The following is a 15,878-nucleotide window of genomic DNA, read 5'->3' as shown; positions in this document are numbered from 1 at the left end:
CAGTCATCATGGTTGTTCTTCATAGGATATGATCAAGCACCCCGGTGATTTTCACCGGGGTGCTTGGTTTAATAGTAGGTTGAGGTGGCTAGCGTTGCAGAACCACAGGCGGCACACCTTGCGCTTTGATGCACAAACTTTCATAATGAAACGATAGAGTAGTCTTGCTGCAGCCCGGTGAGCTGGAGCAAATGAATAGAACGGACAAGAGGAGCGGACGGAATGACGGAACCGGAATTGGATATAAAAACGAGGATTTTGCTTGCAGCCAAGAAGCTTTTTGCACAGCAGGGGTATGACGGGACAAGTGTTCGTCAAATCTGTGATGAGGCGGGTGCGAATGTATCGCTGGTCTCGTATCATTTTGGTGGAAAAGAAAAGGTGTTCGAAGCATTATTTGAGCACTTTTTTCCTGATCATATGATGAACGAGTTGGCTGAAGAGTCCATGTCCTCCCCCGTGGAGGGTATCCGACGAATCATAGGTGAAGTCGTAAAATTCACGATGACGGACCGGGAGATGAGCGATATTGTGCAGCTTGAAATTACACTGCGTACCCATCGCACAGCTACCGTGTTTCGTTTTTTGGACCCCGTCTGGACCAGAGTGAGAGAACTGCTGCAAGAAGGCAAGGAGCAGGGCGTGTTTCAGATCGAGTCCGTATCTTATGCGATGCTTCAGGTCATGGGTGTGGCTTTGGCGCACAAACGGGCTAAGAATTCGCGGTTTAGCTTTGACTATCAGGATATGAACACAGATGAGCTGGCTGAGCAAACCATTGAATTCGTACTACGAGGATTGGGAGTGAATAGCAATGAACGAAACCATTGAATTGATGATGAAACACCGCTCTGTGCGGAAATTCAAGCCAGACCCGGTAAGTGAGGAGCAGCTGGCAGCAATCGTGGCGGCCGGGCAGATGGCTTCCTCTTCAAGTAGTGTGCAGGCCTATACTATAATAGCTGTTACCGAACAGGAGCAGAAGGCCAAATTGGCTGAATTGGCAGGCAATCAGTCTTACGTCAATGAATGCCCTGTGTTTCTCGTATGGTGTGCTGACCTTTATCGCCTGAGTGATGCTGCCAAGCGTCATTTGCCTGAAAAGGAATCCTATGAGGACTCCACTGAAAATTTTATGGTGGCCACCATTGATGTTGCACTCGCATCGCAAAATGCTGCGCTTGCAGCAGAGTCACTAGGTTTCGGAATTGTATATATTGGCGGGCTGCGCAACCGTATTGAGGAAGTGAGCGAAGTATTGGGTTTGCCCGACGGCGTCTATCCAGTATATGGGATGTGCATTGGTGTTGCTGATCAGGATACGGGTATTCGTCCGCGTCTACCACTGGATGCGGTCTTACACCATGGCCGCTATAACGCCGAGCAGACCCTCAAAGGTGTCGAGAGCTATGACGAAACGACTGCTGCATACATGAAGGAGCGCACTCAAGGGGAACGTTCTACACCGTGGTCCGAAATGATGGCGAAACGCCTCACAGAACCGGTACGTCTACAGATGAAGCCATTCCTTGAAGGCAAAGGATTCTTGAAACGTTAAGTGTAAATTCAAAAGAAGTCAGTTCGGCAGATGCCGACTGACTTCTTTTTTGCATACTATATCTATTTAGGAACCAGCACATGAATAGATGCCAATTCGGAACTAAGGAAGATCGTAGAAGCGTTTCGTATTCTGATAAAAGAGACGCGCAGCCCGCTCCGTTCCCATACCGGTCACTTCACTCCACGCTTGAATGACCTGTCTGGTCATGGCTGGATGCGTCATTCTTCCCTGGAAAGGTCCCTCGAAAGGCCAAGGTCCATCAGTCTCTGCCATAACCTGCTCGGAAGGATACTGGCGAGCTAATTCGCGAATTTCCTCTTCGTATATGATATCAGGTGTAAATGAGACGAAGTATCCGTTGTCAGCCATTCGCTGGACGGTCCCCTTGGAACCTTTGAACCAGTGAAAATGTGCCCGGCGATGTTGATATTGCTCCAGCAGGTCACAGGCGATATCGGCATCCTCGTATACAGCGTGCAGCACAATCGGTTTACCGTGCCGTTTCGCTAGCTGGATAAATCGCTCCAACAGATCGATATAGCCGCTCTGATCAAAGTACTGTCCTGCCTGTTCGGCTTCCTGTCGGTTGTAATAAGGCAATCCAACTTCCCCAATCGCTGTGGCTTGTCCCATATGCTTTTCGATCCATTTGATAAATAGATCCTGCTCTGCCAGGGACGGCAGGGGCTGCTCGGGATGGAACCCAAAGGCCGGATATACGGTACGAGGGTATTGGGAAGCTACTTCTAGGTTACTCTGGGCAGAAGCCAGATTCATGGAAACGGCGATGACAGCCTCAACCTGCTGGGATGGGAAGGAATGCAGCATCTCACGTTGTTCTTCAGGTGTATATTTGTCCAGGTGAAGATGGGCATCGATCAAGGGTGCAAAAGCGGTTGATTGCATGGATTGACCCCTCCTTTTTGTCTTTTACCAATGATACGCAGGATAGTTTGTCTTGGATCACCCATTTTAGGGAAAAAATAACTCAAAAACCCGCACTATTTAGATAGGCGGGTTTTCTGCTGTTCTTCTCTCATCCACTGGGAAATCTGCCGTTTCCGTTCAAGAAAAGCAGATTCCTCCGTGATCGCTTCGCGACGTGGACGATCAAAGGGAACATCGACCTCGTGAAGTACAGCCGCAGGCCGATTTGATAAAACATAGATACGGTCCGCAAGCAATAATGCTTCCTCGATATTATGCGTAATGAACAGCACCGAGCGGCGGTTCTGTTCCCAGATATCGAGCAGCCAGCGCTGCATGTCGCTACGGGTCAGTGCATCCAGCGCACTAAAAGGCTCGTCTAGCAGCATCAGCTCCTGCGGACTGAGCAGGGCGCGCAGAAAGGCAACCCGCTGCTGCATGCCGCCCGATAACATATGCGGATAGGCTTGTTCGAACCCAGCCAGTCCGACACTGCTCAGCCACTTCCGGGCATCTGCAAGAGCTTCTGCTCGGGGTGGTGCGTCCGCAGACACTTCACCTGCAAGCAGCACATTGTCCTCGATGGTACGCCATGGAAATAGTGCAGGCTGCTGTGGCATATAACTAATCTTGCCGCGTTGTCCGGTAACATCCTGACCATTCATCAGGATTTGGCCCTCCTGAGGTTTCAGCAGACCGCCGATGATGTGAAACAGGGTGCTTTTACCGCAGCCGGAAGGACCGACGATGGCTACGAATTCTCCTTGTTCCACGGTCAGGGACAGACCATCCAGAACGGGCAATGTGCTGCGTCGCTCTCGGAACGAAGCATTCACGTCTAATACTTCCAACGCTGGTGATGAATGATGTGCAGGTAAGGCCACGGTTTCATACTCAGGACTTCCGCTACTCGTTGGAGTGGTTGCACCTTCATCCGGCGCAGCAGCTACCCGCTCGTTGTGTTCGGGTGTCATCTTGTCATCACTTCCTAACCTTTATATGGTGCATATTTCAAAGTTATCGCTTTTGTGGACGCCAGCGTACGAGCAGCTTTTCCAGTAGCGCAATGAGCAGGAAGAGCAGCAGACTCAATGCCACAATAATCATGATTGCCACGAACAGACGATCCGTCCGATAGGCTGATTTTTGCAGCATCATATAATAGCCGATGCCCTTATCTGCACCGATCCATTCGGCGATAATCGCACCCATGACGCTGTACGTAGCGGCAATTTTAATCCCCGAAAACACCGAGGGCAATGCATGTGGAAGTTCGAGTTTCCAGAAAATTTGGCCGCGTTTTGCACCAGCCATGCGCATATAGTTCATCATGGCCGCATCGGTGCGGGTCAATCCGTCCATGGCAGCTACAGCCACCGGGAAGAAGCAGACCAGGATGATGGTAATCAGTTTGGGCAGCAGCCCAAATCCGAACCAGATCAGCAAGAGCGGAGCAAGCGCAATGGTCGGTATATTTTGACTAAGAATAAGTAATGGATAGAGTGCAGATTTCAAAAATGGAATCAAATGCAGCACCATCGCAATCAGTAATCCCACGAGCGTACCTGCTGCAAATCCTATCAATGTCAGCTGGATTGTTGCCCATGCATGCATGCCAAGTCGCTCGGCCTGGGAGGCTGCTTCATGGGCGATGTCCGAAGGCGCAGGCAGCATCCATTTCTCAATATGGAACAGGGAGACAGCTCCCTGCCATATCGCTATAAAGAGAATAACCGCCACAAAGGGCGGCCATACGCTTTTCCAATAGGCATGCATTAGCGATATTTCTCCGTCAGGGTGTCCATGCTGAAGCCACTTGGGCTATGGGCGATCTTGATCTGTGAGATGATGCTCGGACTGCCGGCTTCCACGAGAACTTCGTGCATTTTGCGGACAACCTCCAGCAGTTCCTCCAGTTCTCCCTCCATCGTAGTATCCAGTGGATTAACCTGATATTTCAAGCCAGACTGCTGAATGACTTCAATCGCACGATCAACATAAGGATAGGAATTTTCGCCATTTGGCGTTTTGGGAATGACTTGAATGCTAAGTAGTGTGCTTGCCATGAGAGATCACTTTTCCTTTCGAAATATATAAAATGAACTAATGACTGTTACACTTGCCACTTCGATGACAGAATAACCTTCCAATCGCTGTTATCCCCAGATTTTTTTGATTCCCTTCTCCAAAGGGAAAATCCGGTGATAGCATATGCTTCCGAAGGAGCTTTCTTTCAGAAAGCTTTTAGGCGAACGCTTCGCTTTTTCACGTTATTTCTGTCCTCTTCGTCATCGTGTAAATACTAAGTTCGTTTTATATGGATAATTTTATTGGGGTAAGAACTCGTTTGTATATGCTTTGGATACATCTACCTGCTCATCGAGCAGTTTTTTGCTAAACATCCAATCCGTGTAGTTCTGCCATACTTCCTGCTTTTGCTCACCCCAGCGTGGTGCGTCATCCTGATATTTTGGACTCAGCCACTTCTGGCTTGCGAGTACAAGATCCTTATCCAGATCCGGTACGGCCTTGATCAGAATGTTGGCAGCGTCTTCGGGATGTTCAATCGCGTATTGATATCCTTCGGAAGTCGCTTTCAAGAACGCTTTAACCAGCTCGGGATCGTTCTGAATCGTCTTTTCATTGGTAACGAGTACAGGTGTGTAGTAGTCCAGTGAATCGGAATAATCTTTCACATATAACATGTCGATCGGTTCCCCGCGCAGTTCGGCTTCAATGCCCGTCCACGCGTAGAAGATCCAGGCAAAGTCGATATCGCGTTTCACAGCGGTGAAGAAGTCTGCATCGCCCATGCTAATATTTTTTACTTTGGATACATCGGCGCCTTCGCCTTCCATAATGGACTGCATCACAGCTTCTTCCACCGGAGAGCCCCAGCCACCATAGGTTTTACCTTCAAAATCTTTGGGGGATTTGATGTTCCGGTCCACCGGAGCGGCAAATCCGGACGTGTTATGCTGAATGACTGCAGCAATGGACACGAGCGGTACGCCCTGTGTGCGGGCCTGGGTCACACTCTCCTGATAACTTACGCCAAAAGGCACTTCGTTCGAAGCCACCATTGTATCCGCGCCTCCGGCACCTGGTTGTACAATCTCGACATTTAAGCCTTCAGCTTTGTAAAAACCTTGATCTACAGCCGCATACAGGCCGGTATGATTCGTATTTGGTGTCCAGTCCAGCACCACTTTAATGTCCTTGAGGGCTGCGTTGTCACCTTCATTGCTGTTTTCGGTGTTGCTGCTGCCATTTTCTCCTGAAGGTGCAGCTTCTTTGCCGCCACATGCGGCCACAGCCACGAGTAGTACGCACAAGAGCATTAGGCCCATCATTTTACGCCATCTCATCTTCATTTCTCTCCTTCATGTTGTCCGGCCAGTGGCGCGGGGTACTCCTTGGCTTCATATCCAAGCTTCTTGCATAAATCGACAGATTTATACCAGCTATGATCCGGATGACGTCACTTTTTTTAGCTCTCTGGCTATATAAAAGAACATTAAAAAAGCGCCCCGTTAATCCGGGACGCGTGCAGGCGTTAGAGATGTGGCACTCAGCAAAGAGGCTGGGCCAATTCGATATACTCCGATTCCTACGCTGGCATGATCCAGATCAGGTCTAAGGGTCAGTATCTTGGTGGGATACACTCTCAGCCGGCCTATTCCGACTCCCCTGGGAAACTATGAAGTTACGGGCATTACTAGGTGTAATTATAGGCCAGAGGCCTACGCATGTCCAGTCAGGAACTGGATAGGGGCACGTATGAATGAATCAAAGAGGCCATTATACATGCGTATAACGACCTCTCTAGATGTGTGATTTTCAACAATTATCGTGGCGAATCATATAAGGAAATCTGACTGAGTGCAAAAGCATCGGATTTCGGGTCATAGCCTACCTGTTTCTGAGTGGTTTCCAGATTCAATCGTTTAAACCGATTATTCGAGATCCCATGCAGTATGGTGAAGGGCTCCAGATCTGTAGTTGTAATTGCTTTGAACATCAAATCACACAAGTCAGCCGGACTAAGATACGCGCTCATATCCCTTGCCTCCAGCGCGGGTCCATCCGGTTGGAAATCATCATATGCACCTATACGTATTGCTACACTTTGTAAACCTTCGGTATATGCAAAATAGGAAGCGAGCGATTCACCAAAACATTTGCTAACCCCGTACAAATTCCGTGGGCGTGTCGGCATATCCGGATAGACTTGAGCATCAATGGGATACCCCTCAATCGTCTGTGCACTGCTTGCCAGAATGACTCTTCGTACACCCTGGTCTTTAGCTGCACGGAATACATTAAACGTACCCTTGATATTGATGTCCAACAACGATTCATAGAATCCGGCATGCGGGGAAGGATCTCCCGCCAGATGTACAACCACATCCATGCCTTCGCAAGCGTGCTGACAGGCTTCGGGATCTGTCACATCAAGTGTCATGATCTCATGGCTTGTCCCTTGATACGTATGCAGTCTGTCGATATTCAAATCCGTTAGTCGCAGGTGAAATGCTTCTGACAAGTGTTGGGACAAGTCACGTCCAATTTTTCCGGCTGCGCCGGTAATTAAAATGTTCATTAAATCAGCTCCAATTCTTAGCGCTGGAAGAACTCAATCCATTCCTTCTCGGGTCCATAGATGAAGAAATAACGGTAACCGTTAGGCAGTGTAATCATCTCTCCATCAATAAACTCGGCCTCAGTTGCCTTAATGCGGTTGTACTCAGCCTCAAGGTCATCGACATGGATAGCAAAATGATGCACCGTACCTTCGGAAGGCAGCTTGTCGCTGTATCCCTGAATCAACTCAATCTCGGTCTCATCGCTTCCGTTGAAGCCGAGAAAGGCGAGCTGAATGACACCGTTGGTGTGGGTTACCCGGTCTTTCAATTCAAGACCAACAATCTCCGTATAGAAACGTAGCGTGGTCTCTAGATCACGAACGGCAATGCCGACGTGGTCAATGCGCTTTTGAAAACTCATAATCCAAATCCTCCTTATATGCAGTAAATCTTTTCTACCATTTTAAGGGATATCATAGGGCTGTACTACGAGGTTGTCAAATAGGATTTTAATTTGGAAAAATTATAATTGTTCACAGAATGTTCACTTATGAGGAGGGGTTCGTCATCTCTATAATTACGAAGGTAAACAGAGAGGATGAGAGAATTGCCAACAACGAAGAAAGAACAGATTATTTTTGGAATGATGATGTGCACAGGAATGGTCATCGTCATGATGGCCTTCAATTTATGGCACAATGGGTTATTGAGCAAGATGTCCGCGCTTGAAATACTGCTTCAGTTCATATTGTGCTTTGTCATTGCATTTCTGGTGGAGTCCTTTATTGTCGGACCTGTAGCGAGAAAAATTGCATTTTCCTTACCTTTTGACAAGTCCAACAAAATCCTGGGCGTGCTGGCTATGTCATTTTTCATGGTCATTGGAATGGTTCTGATCATGTCCTTGTACGGAATGATTTCCGCTTATCTTGCGAATCAGTTAAATGGAGCATCCGTACTAAGTACGTATCTTCATACGATTGCTCGTAATTTCAGCCTGGCGCTTCCTTACCAAATTATTATTCTGGGACCACTCGTTCGATATGTATTCGGTAAATTCATTAAGGATAAAGGGAGTGTAGTCCCTACAACCTAAATAACGTTAGTTCCGATTTAGAGCATCTGAAAGTATTTCCTGGGCAATCGTCCACTGAACTAAGATAAAGAAGTAATTGTTATTTTCAAATCAAAAAAGACCTCGTAGCATTCACGCTACGAAGCCTATCTTTTTACCAGCTATGATTCATTGAATTTAATTTATCTTCTGTTCGGTAGATATTACGATGCTGAACTCACAGTATGCCTGCGCTGCCATTGATACGCGATCACGCTGATAATCAGCAGACCAACTGCAAAAATGGCAAGCATCCACGCCGACTGGTTAACTTCCAGATGGTCCAAACTCCAGCCTGTAACCAAAGGTAGAATGGCACCACCAACACCACCTGATGCAATCAGGATGCTGGGCGTTGATTCTTCTGTTCCAGGCAGCATTTTGCTGGCGAAGACGAGGGCAATGGAGAACACGCCCGATAGTGCAAGCCCGAGTAACAGAATGATCAGAAATGCCGACCAGATCTGGTTGGTAAAAGGAAAGATCATCAGCAGTACAACTGCTGCAAGGCAGCTGTACAGAACGTAGACGCGATATTGGAATTTCTCCGCAATATATCCGGCAAACAGTCGTCCAACAGACATGGCGATCCAGAAGCAGGTAACACTAAGCGCAGCACCTGCTTCCTTCATGTTCATTTTCTCAATCAGAATGGCTGGCATGAAGTTGGCAAGGCTCATTTCGGTGCCGACATAGAGAAAGAAAAATAGAACAAATAAAGACAGAAGAGCCAAATTACGGCCGCGATAGGTTGAACGAGTTGGTTTAATGTCTGCAGGATTCATTCCATTTGGCAATTCAGCAGCGTGAGTGTGTCCAGGAGTCTGGTCTGAGTTACGTCGACTCAGCTCGTTGTCCAGCTCACCGAATGAACTTTTGGCCCAGAAGATAAAAGTCATCGCTGCACAGACGGCAACCACGAGGAACGACATGCGCCAGTACCCGGCAGAAATCAGACCGCTGGCAATGAGCGGCATGACCATAGCGCCGATACCAAATAACACTTCGAGTCGGCTCATGGCAACCGCCGTATTATCTTTAATTGCAGCAATGATGATTGTACCGATGACAGCCTCGATCATACCGAATCCGAATCCAGCTGCAGGTGCAATAACGAACATCCAGCCCCAAGGAGGCAGCAGCACATAGGATAACTCTGCAATGCAGAGCAGAACTGTAGCAATTAATATGCCACCTCGCTTACCAAAGCGTTTATTCAACCACGGAGATAACAGTACACCACCCAGGAACCCGGCAAATTGGGCAAATATCAGTGTGCCTCCCTGACTATAATCCTTGCCATAATGTTCAAGGGCAACGGGCAGGATGGAGCCGAGAACGACGTGGGCAAGTCCGATGAGGAAATAGGACAAGCATCCAATCCAAAGCAATTTTTTCATGAAGAAAAACTCCTTCTAGATATTATCTTATGTAGTAAGTCTGCCATTCAGGAGTATTTCCTAAAAACAAACAATCTCTATCATAACAGGACATGTAAGGGTGTGCACGGATAACTTGCAATGGAGGCTAAAGTTCGTATATACTGAAAAACAACAATTACAGATCGGACCATGCCGTTGAAGAGCATCCAACTCGGAGGCGTTTTCGCCAGGGGAGCGTTATTCCCCAAGTTAACCGGAACCGCCCGTTATCGCGGACCAAGAGGCTGAACCAGAATATTCTGGTTTGGCAAGTTGGGTGGCACCGCGAGCAGAGCGCTCCTCGTCCCAAGGGATGAGGGCGCTCTTTGTATTTTTACAGCCAAAGGAGACGGTGACCATGTTGGAAATGAAGTGGATTCGGGAGCATGCAGAAGAGGTGCAAGCTGCGGCAGTTGGCAAGAGAATGAATATCAATATTCGCGAATTGTTGGAACGGGACGAGGAGCGCAGAGCACTTTTACTGGAAACGGAAGAAGGACGTAGAGTACGTAATTCGTTATCTGCAGATATTGGCAGACTGATGCAAGCTGGCGAGCGTGAACAGGCCGAGGGTTTAAGGGAACAGGTGAAACAGCTGAATGGTCAGTTAGAGCAAGTTGAAGCCAAGCTTGCCGTTGTGCAAGAGGAAGTGACAAGGCTGCAATGGTTGGTACCCAATGTTGTATCGCCAGACACGCCAGTGGGTGCATCGGATGAGGATAATGTGGAGCTGCGACGTGTGGGTGAGCTGCCGGTATTCGATTATGAGGCCAAGGATCACGTGGAACTCGGTGAACGGCATGATCTAATCGACATCCCACGTGGGGTGAAAATCGGCGGAACACGAAGCTATGTGCTCAAAGGAGCAGGGCTTCTCCTGCACCGGGCTGTACAGCAACTTGCGCTTGATCTGCTGCTGAAGCATGGATTTACGCCAATGGAAGTTCCTCTGATGGTGAGGGAGAATACACTCTTGAACACGGGGTTCTTCCCCACAGGACGGGATCAGGTCTATGAATTAGTAGGCGAGAACAAGTGGCTGGTGGGAACATCGGAAGTGCCGCTGGTTTCGTATTATGCGGATGAGATTGTGGATGTGCAGGAGCCAATCAAGCTGGCAGCCACATCGACATGTTTCCGCAGTGAGGTTGGCTCAGGCGGGCGGGATGTACGCGGATTGTACCGGGTGCATCAATTTGCCAAAGTGGAACAAGTCATTATCTGTGCACCGGATGCGGAAGAATCGGAGCGAATGCTGCAGGAAATTACAGGACACGCCGAGGAATTACTGCAATTGCTGGAACTGCCTTATCGTGTTGTGGCTGTGTGTACAGGGGATATGTCGCAGAAAACGTACAAACAGTACGATATTGAAACCTGGATGCCAAGCCGCAATGCGTACGGGGAGACACATTCGTCGTCGAATCTGCATGATTTCCAGGCTCGGCGTTCGAATATTCGTTGTCGCGATGCCCAAGGTAAGCTTGCCTACTGCCATACGTTGAACAATACGGCTGTGGCTTCACCACGCATTCTGATTCCATTGCTGGAGAATCATCAGCAGGCGGATGGGAGCATTCGTATTCCAGCCGCACTTCAGCCTTATATGGGCGGTGCCGAATATTTGATTTTGCCGCACCAGGATGAAGAGGTTTAAAAGGATTACAAGCTGTGTGGAGAAGTAAAAAGGGAACCCTTGTGAGGGTTCCTTTTTGTTTTACCTTTGATTTTGGGACCAGTGGAGAGTGTTCAGCGCTTTTATGGTACGGTAACCGCAGTACAGGAATGCGGGAAATGGCCAGACCAGATGGGTATGTCACACAGCTGTAACGTACAGATTGTATAGTAGAATGCAGTTTGGAAAGGAGGCGCAGATATGAACCTGCTACTCGCGGATGATGAGCCGTTGATGCTGCAAATATTAAAAGCCTATTTCGTTAAAGAGGGCTTTCAGGTGTTTTTAGCCGAGGATGGGGAAGCGGCCCTGAATCTCTTTTATAATAATCAAATCGATTTGGCGGTTTTGGATTGGATGATGCCAGGACGCAGCGGTGTTGAGGTGTGCCGGGAAATCAAGCGTACGAGTCGTGCGAAGGTACTGCTGCTGACAGCCAAAGGGGAATCGGATGATGAATTTCTTGCCTTGAAGGCCGGAGCGGATGATTATCTGCGCAAGCCGTTTGATTCGCGTATCCTGCTATTGCGTGTAAAGAAGCTGCTGCAACTTTCCTCCAAAATCATTGTGGGAGAACTGACTGTCGATCTGGAAGGCCAGAAGGTTTACCGTCGTGGAGTGGATGTAGGGGCTACCCATAAGGAATTCGAATTAATGAAGGTTCTGGGAATGAATAAGGGGCAGATCGTAACCCGTAAAATATTGCTGGATCAGGTGTGGGGTTTCGATTACTTCGGCGAGGAGCGTACGGTAGACACTCATATCCGCAGACTGCGTGAGAAAATTGGAGAAGATTCAATCAAAACGTACCGGGGAATGGGCTATTGCCTAGAGGATCAAGATGAGTAAACTGACCCGTAAACTGCTCGTGCGCATAATCAGTGCATTGTGTGTTGTCTTCTTCCTATCCTTTATCGTCAATACGTTTTTCCTGCCTAGCTATTTTTTGTATCAGAAAAAGCAGAAGTTGGCCGAGTTAACGACTGAAATCTCTGCTTCAGAACATGGCGATCAGCTATCACGGATTGAGAGTCTTGAAACGCAATACGAGGTCGCTATCGCTTATGCATCGTTGAAGGATAGTGTGAATGATATTAACGATCAATTGTTATTTCAATATAACCGCAAGGGAATTGCCCTTAGTAAATTTTGGCTGACAGAAGAGAGTATCTCTGCGCTGCGTGAGGGTGCCCGGGTTAATAAATTCTATGATCAGACCAAGCTGAAATCAAGCTTTCTCGTGAACTTTGTGAAGGTGGGGGATTCCGTGTTTGCTGTCGGCGAATCCATCTCCCATTCATCGGAGACGATTCGAATCATTAATCAGTTCAATGCGTACATATGGCTCGGTATGCTGCTGTTGCTTATCCTGCTTTCCGTGCTGTATACCGCCCGGATCGTTAAACCGCTCGCAAAGCTAAGCGAAACGGCTGAAGCCATTTCCAATTTATCGTTTACGAGGGTTGATATAAAGACAGGTGATGAGATTGAGTCTTTAGGGCGTAGCATCAATGTGATGAGCGACAAATTACAGCAGGCGCAACATTCTTTGGAGATAAAAAATGCCAATCTGCGAACGTTCATCTCGGATATCTCGCATGAATTGAAAACACCGCTTTCCCTGATTCGAGTTTATGCCTCTGGTATTCAGGATGGCTTAGATGACGGAACCTATGCTGGAGTAATTCAGCAACAGAGCGAAGAGCTGGCTGGTTTAATTGACCGTCTGTTGGAGCTATCCCGTCTGCAGGCCGAAGTATATGATTTTGAACCTGTTGATCTTCGCCAACTGCTCAAGGAGACCCTTCATACCTATGAAACCGTATTTCAGCAGCATGGCTTGCATGTGGAGGTGGAGGATCGATGGACTGCCGAGACATGGGTGCTGGCTGATCGACGGAAGCTGGAGTCTGTTCTGCACAATTGGATGACCAACGCGGTGAAATATACAAGCGGTGACCGAATAACCATTACCCTTGAACTGAAAGGGCAAGCGGCACATTTCGGTATCGCCAATGAAACGGATAAGGAAGAGCATGAACAGTGGGATCAGGTTTGGGAGCCTTTCTATGTAATGGATAGTTCGCGCAGCAAAAAGTTTAGCGGGACGGGTCTGGGCTTATCTATTGCCCGGACGATTCTGGAGAATCACCATGCCGACTATGGCCTTAGCGTAGCCGATGGAGAAGTTATGTTTTATTTTTCTTTACCTTTAATACAACGTTAATGAAGGAGCCGCCATGCAAATGGTGGTTTTTTTGTGTGAGAAGCAACCTGAATTAGAGCCTTTTTCATGTTGGGGAAAGCCAATTGTTCCCCTGTCATACTGATGTAACACAATTGCCTTAGGATAGGCCTATCACCAAATCAGAACTTAATTCATGGAGGGATATCCGATGTTCAATAAAACCTTTTTAATAACAGGAGGCACAGGCTCATGGGGAGAAGAGTTGGTCAAACAATTGCTCGTTCAGGAGCCGAAAGAGGTTCGTATTTTCTCACGAAATGAATCGCTTCAGGCTCAAATGAGACAAACCATCTCTGACCCGAGAGTGAAGTTTGTACTGGGGGATATCAGAGACCGATGGGAGCTGGCAGGTGCCTGTAAGGATGTAGATTATGTCTTTCATCTTGCGGCGCTTAAACATGTTCCGGTCTGTGAGGACCAACCGGATTGTGCGGTCAAAACCAATATAACCGGAACGCAGAACGTCATTGATGCTGCAATCGAGAATGGCGTGCGGAAGGTGGTATACGTCTCTACGGACAAAGCAGCGAATCCTTCCAGCATGTACGGGATGACCAAAGCCATCGGGGAAAAATTGATCTTATTAGCTGACAGTCGTTCCGCTACAAGCTTTGCTTGTGTACGAAGCGGGAATGTTCTTGGATCCACAGGCAGCGTAGTACCGTTATTCAAACGCCAGCTTGAGTTGAAGCAGCCACTCAGCGTTACCGATTCCAGAATGACACGTTTTTTTCTTCCCCTTGGAGACGCCGTGGAAATTCTCCTGTCGGCCATGGAGCAATGCGAGGGCGGCGAGATTATTGTACCCCGAATGCCATCCTGCAAAATAACGGATATCGCACAGGTTTTGGCAGAGGATGCTGGGCAAAAGCATGTTCCGATACATTTCATCGGTGCCCGTCCGGGAGAACGGCTTTATGAAACGCTGATTTCAGATTGGGAAAACGTTAAGGAAGTGGAAGAGGAGAAGTCCTACTTTGTTGTCACCGCCTCATCTTCAACCAAATTAACGGATAAAGAGGGTTGTGAGACATCTGTTCTTCCTGGCAGAGGATACCATTCGGAAGATGTCATCATGACCAAGGCAGAGGTTCGCGACATGCTGTGGAGAGGGGGATTTCTGTGTTCAAGCGGAGGATCATATTTACAGGAGGCGGCTCCGCCGGTCATGTAACAGCTAACCTCATTCTGATCTCCAGATTAATTCAGGAGCAATGGGAAATTCATTATATCGGTTCCAAGCATGGCATCGAGCGCCAATTAATCGGCAAAATCCCGGCTGTTCATTATCATGCGGTTGCAACAGGCAAGCTGAGAAGATATTGGGCGTGGGCGAATATTTCCGATGTGTTCAAAATTATACTTGGAGTGCTGCAGGCTTATCTGCTTATTTTACGAATTAAACCACATGTATGCTTTTCGTTAGGGGGATTCGTGGCTGTTCCTGCTGTAGTGGGTGCCGGGTGGAATCGGGTTCCGGTGCTGATTCTGGAGCCGGATCTTCATCCGGGACTGGCCAACAGGCTGTCACGGCGATACGCCCAAATGATGTGTACTACGTTTATGGATACAGCGACATTCGCTTCCTCTAAGGCGTCAGACAAGACGATGTACGTGGGACCTATAATTCGGGAGGAGTTGAAGCTTGGCAGCCGAGCACGGGGGATTCATTTTTGCCGATTTGTCTCCGACAGACCTATTCTGTTAATTATGGGTGGCAGTCAGGGTTCGGAAAAGCTTAATCAAATGGTACTTGAAACACTGCCAGAGCTGCTCAAGCGGTATCAAATCATTCATATATGTGGTACAGGTAAATTGAACTCATCCTTCCCACATTTTGCAGGCTACAAGGCATTTGAATACGTGCATGAAGAACTTGCGGATCTAATGGTTATGGCGGATATAGTTGTGTCACGTGCTGGCTCCAATGCGATACATGAGTGGCTGTTGCTCCGCAAGCCAATGCTCCTGATTCCCCATGCCAACGGCGGATCTCTTGTTGGACAGACGCTGAACGCGAAGTATTTTCAGGAGCGAGGTTATGCAAGGGTTCTCCAGGAAGAGGAGCTGAGTCCTCAGACATTCCTGCGAGATATTGACCTTGTATATAAGGAGAGAGATCATATGGTGGACCACATGAAGGCGAGTGGAACGGACAACGCCGTTGACAAAGTTCTGCAGCTTATTCATACAACGGTTTCTTCGGTAGAAAGAGCTGAACATGAGTAAAAGATTTCCCGAACTGCTGCTGGTCATGTTCTTTTTGCTCATCGTATCTATCCTGATTATCTCAAAACGTTTATTGTATTAAACTATATAAGTAGAACTAAAGATTTTACACTGAAC

The 15,878-nt window shown here is 47.9% G+C and carries 16 protein-coding genes and 1 riboswitch; of the genes, 8 read left to right on the top strand and 8 right to left on the bottom strand.

The features are described 5' to 3' along the window. Nucleotides 1-222 precede the first annotated feature (222 nt). Together A6049_RS19405 and nfsA are read left to right on the top strand one after the other, a co-directional pair. The gene (locus tag A6049_RS19405) at nucleotides 223-831 is read left to right on the top strand and encodes a TetR family transcriptional regulator (protein WP_063566247.1); all 609 of its coding nucleotides are present in this window, start codon (nucleotides 223-225) and stop codon (nucleotides 829-831) included. Further along, nucleotides 815-1,558: an oxygen-insensitive NADPH nitroreductase gene (gene nfsA / locus A6049_RS19400; protein ID WP_063566246.1), complete on the top strand. Its 744-nt coding sequence runs from the start codon at nucleotides 815-817 to the stop codon at nucleotides 1,556-1,558. Before A6049_RS19405 ends, nfsA begins: the two co-directional genes overlap by 17 nt. A 102-nt stretch (nucleotides 1,559-1,660) precedes the next feature. Here the strand turns inward: nfsA and A6049_RS19395 are convergent, their stop codons facing one another. The 7 genes from A6049_RS19395 to A6049_RS19365 form a co-directional block, all read right to left on the bottom strand. After that, nucleotides 1,661-2,467 carry a TatD family hydrolase gene (locus A6049_RS19395; RefSeq protein WP_063566245.1) on the bottom strand — a complete coding sequence of 269 codons (807 nt, stop codon included), beginning with the start codon at nucleotides 2,465-2,467 and terminating at the stop codon, nucleotides 1,661-1,663. A 95-nt stretch (nucleotides 2,468-2,562) separates the two neighbouring features. Next, on the bottom strand, nucleotides 2,563-3,462 hold the full coding sequence (locus A6049_RS19390) for an ABC transporter ATP-binding protein (RefSeq protein WP_240321489.1): 900 nt from the start codon (nucleotides 3,460-3,462) through the stop codon (nucleotides 2,563-2,565). Nucleotides 3,463-3,505: 43 nt separating this feature from the next. After that, nucleotides 3,506-4,264 (bottom strand): ABC transporter permease, encoded by a 759-nt coding sequence (locus tag A6049_RS19385; protein ID WP_063566244.1) that lies wholly within the window; start codon nucleotides 4,262-4,264, stop codon nucleotides 3,506-3,508. Next, entirely contained in the window at nucleotides 4,264-4,554 is a 291-nt protein-coding gene (locus A6049_RS19380; protein ID WP_024632265.1) for a thiamine-binding protein, read from the bottom strand. Before A6049_RS19380 ends, A6049_RS19385 begins: the two co-directional genes overlap by 1 nt. 261 nt (nucleotides 4,555-4,815) lie before the next feature. Further along, nucleotides 4,816-5,856, bottom strand: a complete 1,041-nt coding sequence (locus A6049_RS19375) for an ABC transporter substrate-binding protein (RefSeq protein WP_090954093.1) — start codon at nucleotides 5,854-5,856, stop codon at nucleotides 4,816-4,818. A gap of 221 nt (nucleotides 5,857-6,077) precedes the next feature. Beyond that, a riboswitch (TPP riboswitch) is annotated at nucleotides 6,078-6,190 on the bottom strand. Between the two features lie 145 nt (nucleotides 6,191-6,335). Continuing rightward, entirely contained in the window at nucleotides 6,336-7,091 is a 756-nt protein-coding gene (locus tag A6049_RS19370) for an NAD-dependent epimerase/dehydratase family protein (RefSeq protein WP_063566242.1), read from the bottom strand. A gap of 17 nt (nucleotides 7,092-7,108) precedes the next feature. Continuing rightward, nucleotides 7,109-7,495, bottom strand: coding sequence for a VOC family protein (locus tag A6049_RS19365; protein ID WP_063566241.1), 387 nt, complete (start codon nucleotides 7,493-7,495; stop codon nucleotides 7,109-7,111). 186 nt (nucleotides 7,496-7,681) lie between these two features. On the opposite strand from A6049_RS19365, the gene A6049_RS19360 reads away from it, so the two are divergent. Beyond that, on the top strand, nucleotides 7,682-8,170 hold the full coding sequence (locus A6049_RS19360; RefSeq protein WP_063566240.1) for a DUF2798 domain-containing protein: 489 nt from the start codon (nucleotides 7,682-7,684) through the stop codon (nucleotides 8,168-8,170). Nucleotides 8,171-8,352: 182 nt separating this feature from the next. On the opposite strand, the gene A6049_RS19355 is transcribed toward A6049_RS19360, so the two are convergent. Continuing rightward, nucleotides 8,353-9,588 (bottom strand): MFS transporter, encoded by a 1,236-nt coding sequence (locus A6049_RS19355; protein WP_063566239.1) that lies wholly within the window; start codon nucleotides 9,586-9,588, stop codon nucleotides 8,353-8,355. 379 nt (nucleotides 9,589-9,967) lie between these two features. On the opposite strand from A6049_RS19355, the gene serS reads away from it, so the two are divergent. The 5 genes from serS to A6049_RS19330 all read left to right on the top strand — a co-directional run bounded on the left by serS (nucleotide 9,968) and on the right by A6049_RS19330 (nucleotide 15,761). Next, complete coding sequence (gene serS, locus A6049_RS19350; protein ID WP_063566238.1) at nucleotides 9,968-11,266, top strand: serine--tRNA ligase; 1,299 nt, start codon at nucleotides 9,968-9,970, stop codon at nucleotides 11,264-11,266. A 219-nt stretch (nucleotides 11,267-11,485) separates the two neighbouring features. Then, nucleotides 11,486-12,133 carry a response regulator transcription factor gene (locus A6049_RS19345; RefSeq protein ID WP_063566237.1) on the top strand — a complete coding sequence of 216 codons (648 nt, stop codon included), beginning with the start codon at nucleotides 11,486-11,488 and terminating at the stop codon, nucleotides 12,131-12,133. Continuing rightward, nucleotides 12,126-13,511 (top strand): sensor histidine kinase, encoded by a 1,386-nt coding sequence (locus A6049_RS19340; RefSeq protein WP_095206160.1) that lies wholly within the window; start codon nucleotides 12,126-12,128, stop codon nucleotides 13,509-13,511. The genes A6049_RS19345 and A6049_RS19340 overlap by 8 nt, the downstream gene beginning before the upstream one ends. Before the next feature lie 169 nt (nucleotides 13,512-13,680). Beyond that, on the top strand, nucleotides 13,681-14,706 hold the full coding sequence (locus A6049_RS19335; protein ID WP_063566235.1) for a polysaccharide biosynthesis protein: 1,026 nt from the start codon (nucleotides 13,681-13,683) through the stop codon (nucleotides 14,704-14,706). Continuing rightward, on the top strand, nucleotides 14,655-15,761 hold the full coding sequence (locus A6049_RS19330; RefSeq protein WP_063566234.1) for an undecaprenyldiphospho-muramoylpentapeptide beta-N-acetylglucosaminyltransferase: 1,107 nt from the start codon (nucleotides 14,655-14,657) through the stop codon (nucleotides 15,759-15,761). The genes A6049_RS19335 and A6049_RS19330 overlap by 52 nt, the downstream gene beginning before the upstream one ends. Nucleotides 15,762-15,878: the final 117 nt, after the last annotated feature.

The sequence above is a fragment of the Paenibacillus sp. O199 genome, from assembly GCF_001636635.1.
In the GTDB taxonomy this organism is placed as follows: Bacteria; Bacillota; Bacilli; order Paenibacillales; family Paenibacillaceae; genus Paenibacillus; species Paenibacillus marchantiae.
The sequence above is the reverse complement of the archived record's forward strand: the minus strand, read 5'-3'. Positions and strand labels throughout refer to the sequence as shown.

Excerpts from the sequence above, each read along its gene's own strand:
- A6049_RS19355 (WP_063566239.1), bottom strand. The coding sequence starts at position 9,588 with ATGAAAAAATTGCTTTGGATTGGATGCTTGTCCTATTTCCTCATCGGA.
- A6049_RS19345 (WP_063566237.1), top strand. The coding sequence starts at position 11,486 with ATGAACCTGCTACTCGCGGATGATGAGCCGTTGATGCTGCAAATATTA.
- A6049_RS19365 (WP_063566241.1), bottom strand. The coding sequence starts at position 7,495 with ATGAGTTTTCAAAAGCGCATTGACCACGTCGGCATTGCCGTTCGTGAT.
- A6049_RS19335 (WP_063566235.1), top strand. The coding sequence starts at position 13,681 with ATGTTCAATAAAACCTTTTTAATAACAGGAGGCACAGGCTCATGGGGA.
- A6049_RS19340 (WP_095206160.1), top strand. The coding sequence starts at position 12,126 with ATGAGTAAACTGACCCGTAAACTGCTCGTGCGCATAATCAGTGCATTG.
- A6049_RS19380 (WP_024632265.1), bottom strand. The coding sequence starts at position 4,554 with ATGGCAAGCACACTACTTAGCATTCAAGTCATTCCCAAAACGCCAAAT.
- A6049_RS19370 (WP_063566242.1), bottom strand. The coding sequence starts at position 7,091 with ATGAACATTTTAATTACCGGCGCAGCCGGAAAAATTGGACGTGACTTG.
- serS (WP_063566238.1), top strand. The coding sequence starts at position 9,968 with ATGTTGGAAATGAAGTGGATTCGGGAGCATGCAGAAGAGGTGCAAGCT.
- nfsA (WP_063566246.1), top strand. The coding sequence starts at position 815 with ATGAACGAAACCATTGAATTGATGATGAAACACCGCTCTGTGCGGAAA.
- A6049_RS19390 (WP_240321489.1), bottom strand. The coding sequence starts at position 3,462 with ATGACACCCGAACACAACGAGCGGGTAGCTGCTGCGCCGGATGAAGGT.
- A6049_RS19395 (WP_063566245.1), bottom strand. The coding sequence starts at position 2,467 with ATGCAATCAACCGCTTTTGCACCCTTGATCGATGCCCATCTTCACCTG.
- A6049_RS19405 (WP_063566247.1), top strand. The coding sequence starts at position 223 with ATGACGGAACCGGAATTGGATATAAAAACGAGGATTTTGCTTGCAGCC.
- A6049_RS19385 (WP_063566244.1), bottom strand. The coding sequence starts at position 4,264 with ATGCATGCCTATTGGAAAAGCGTATGGCCGCCCTTTGTGGCGGTTATT.
- A6049_RS19375 (WP_090954093.1), bottom strand. The coding sequence starts at position 5,856 with ATGAGATGGCGTAAAATGATGGGCCTAATGCTCTTGTGCGTACTACTC.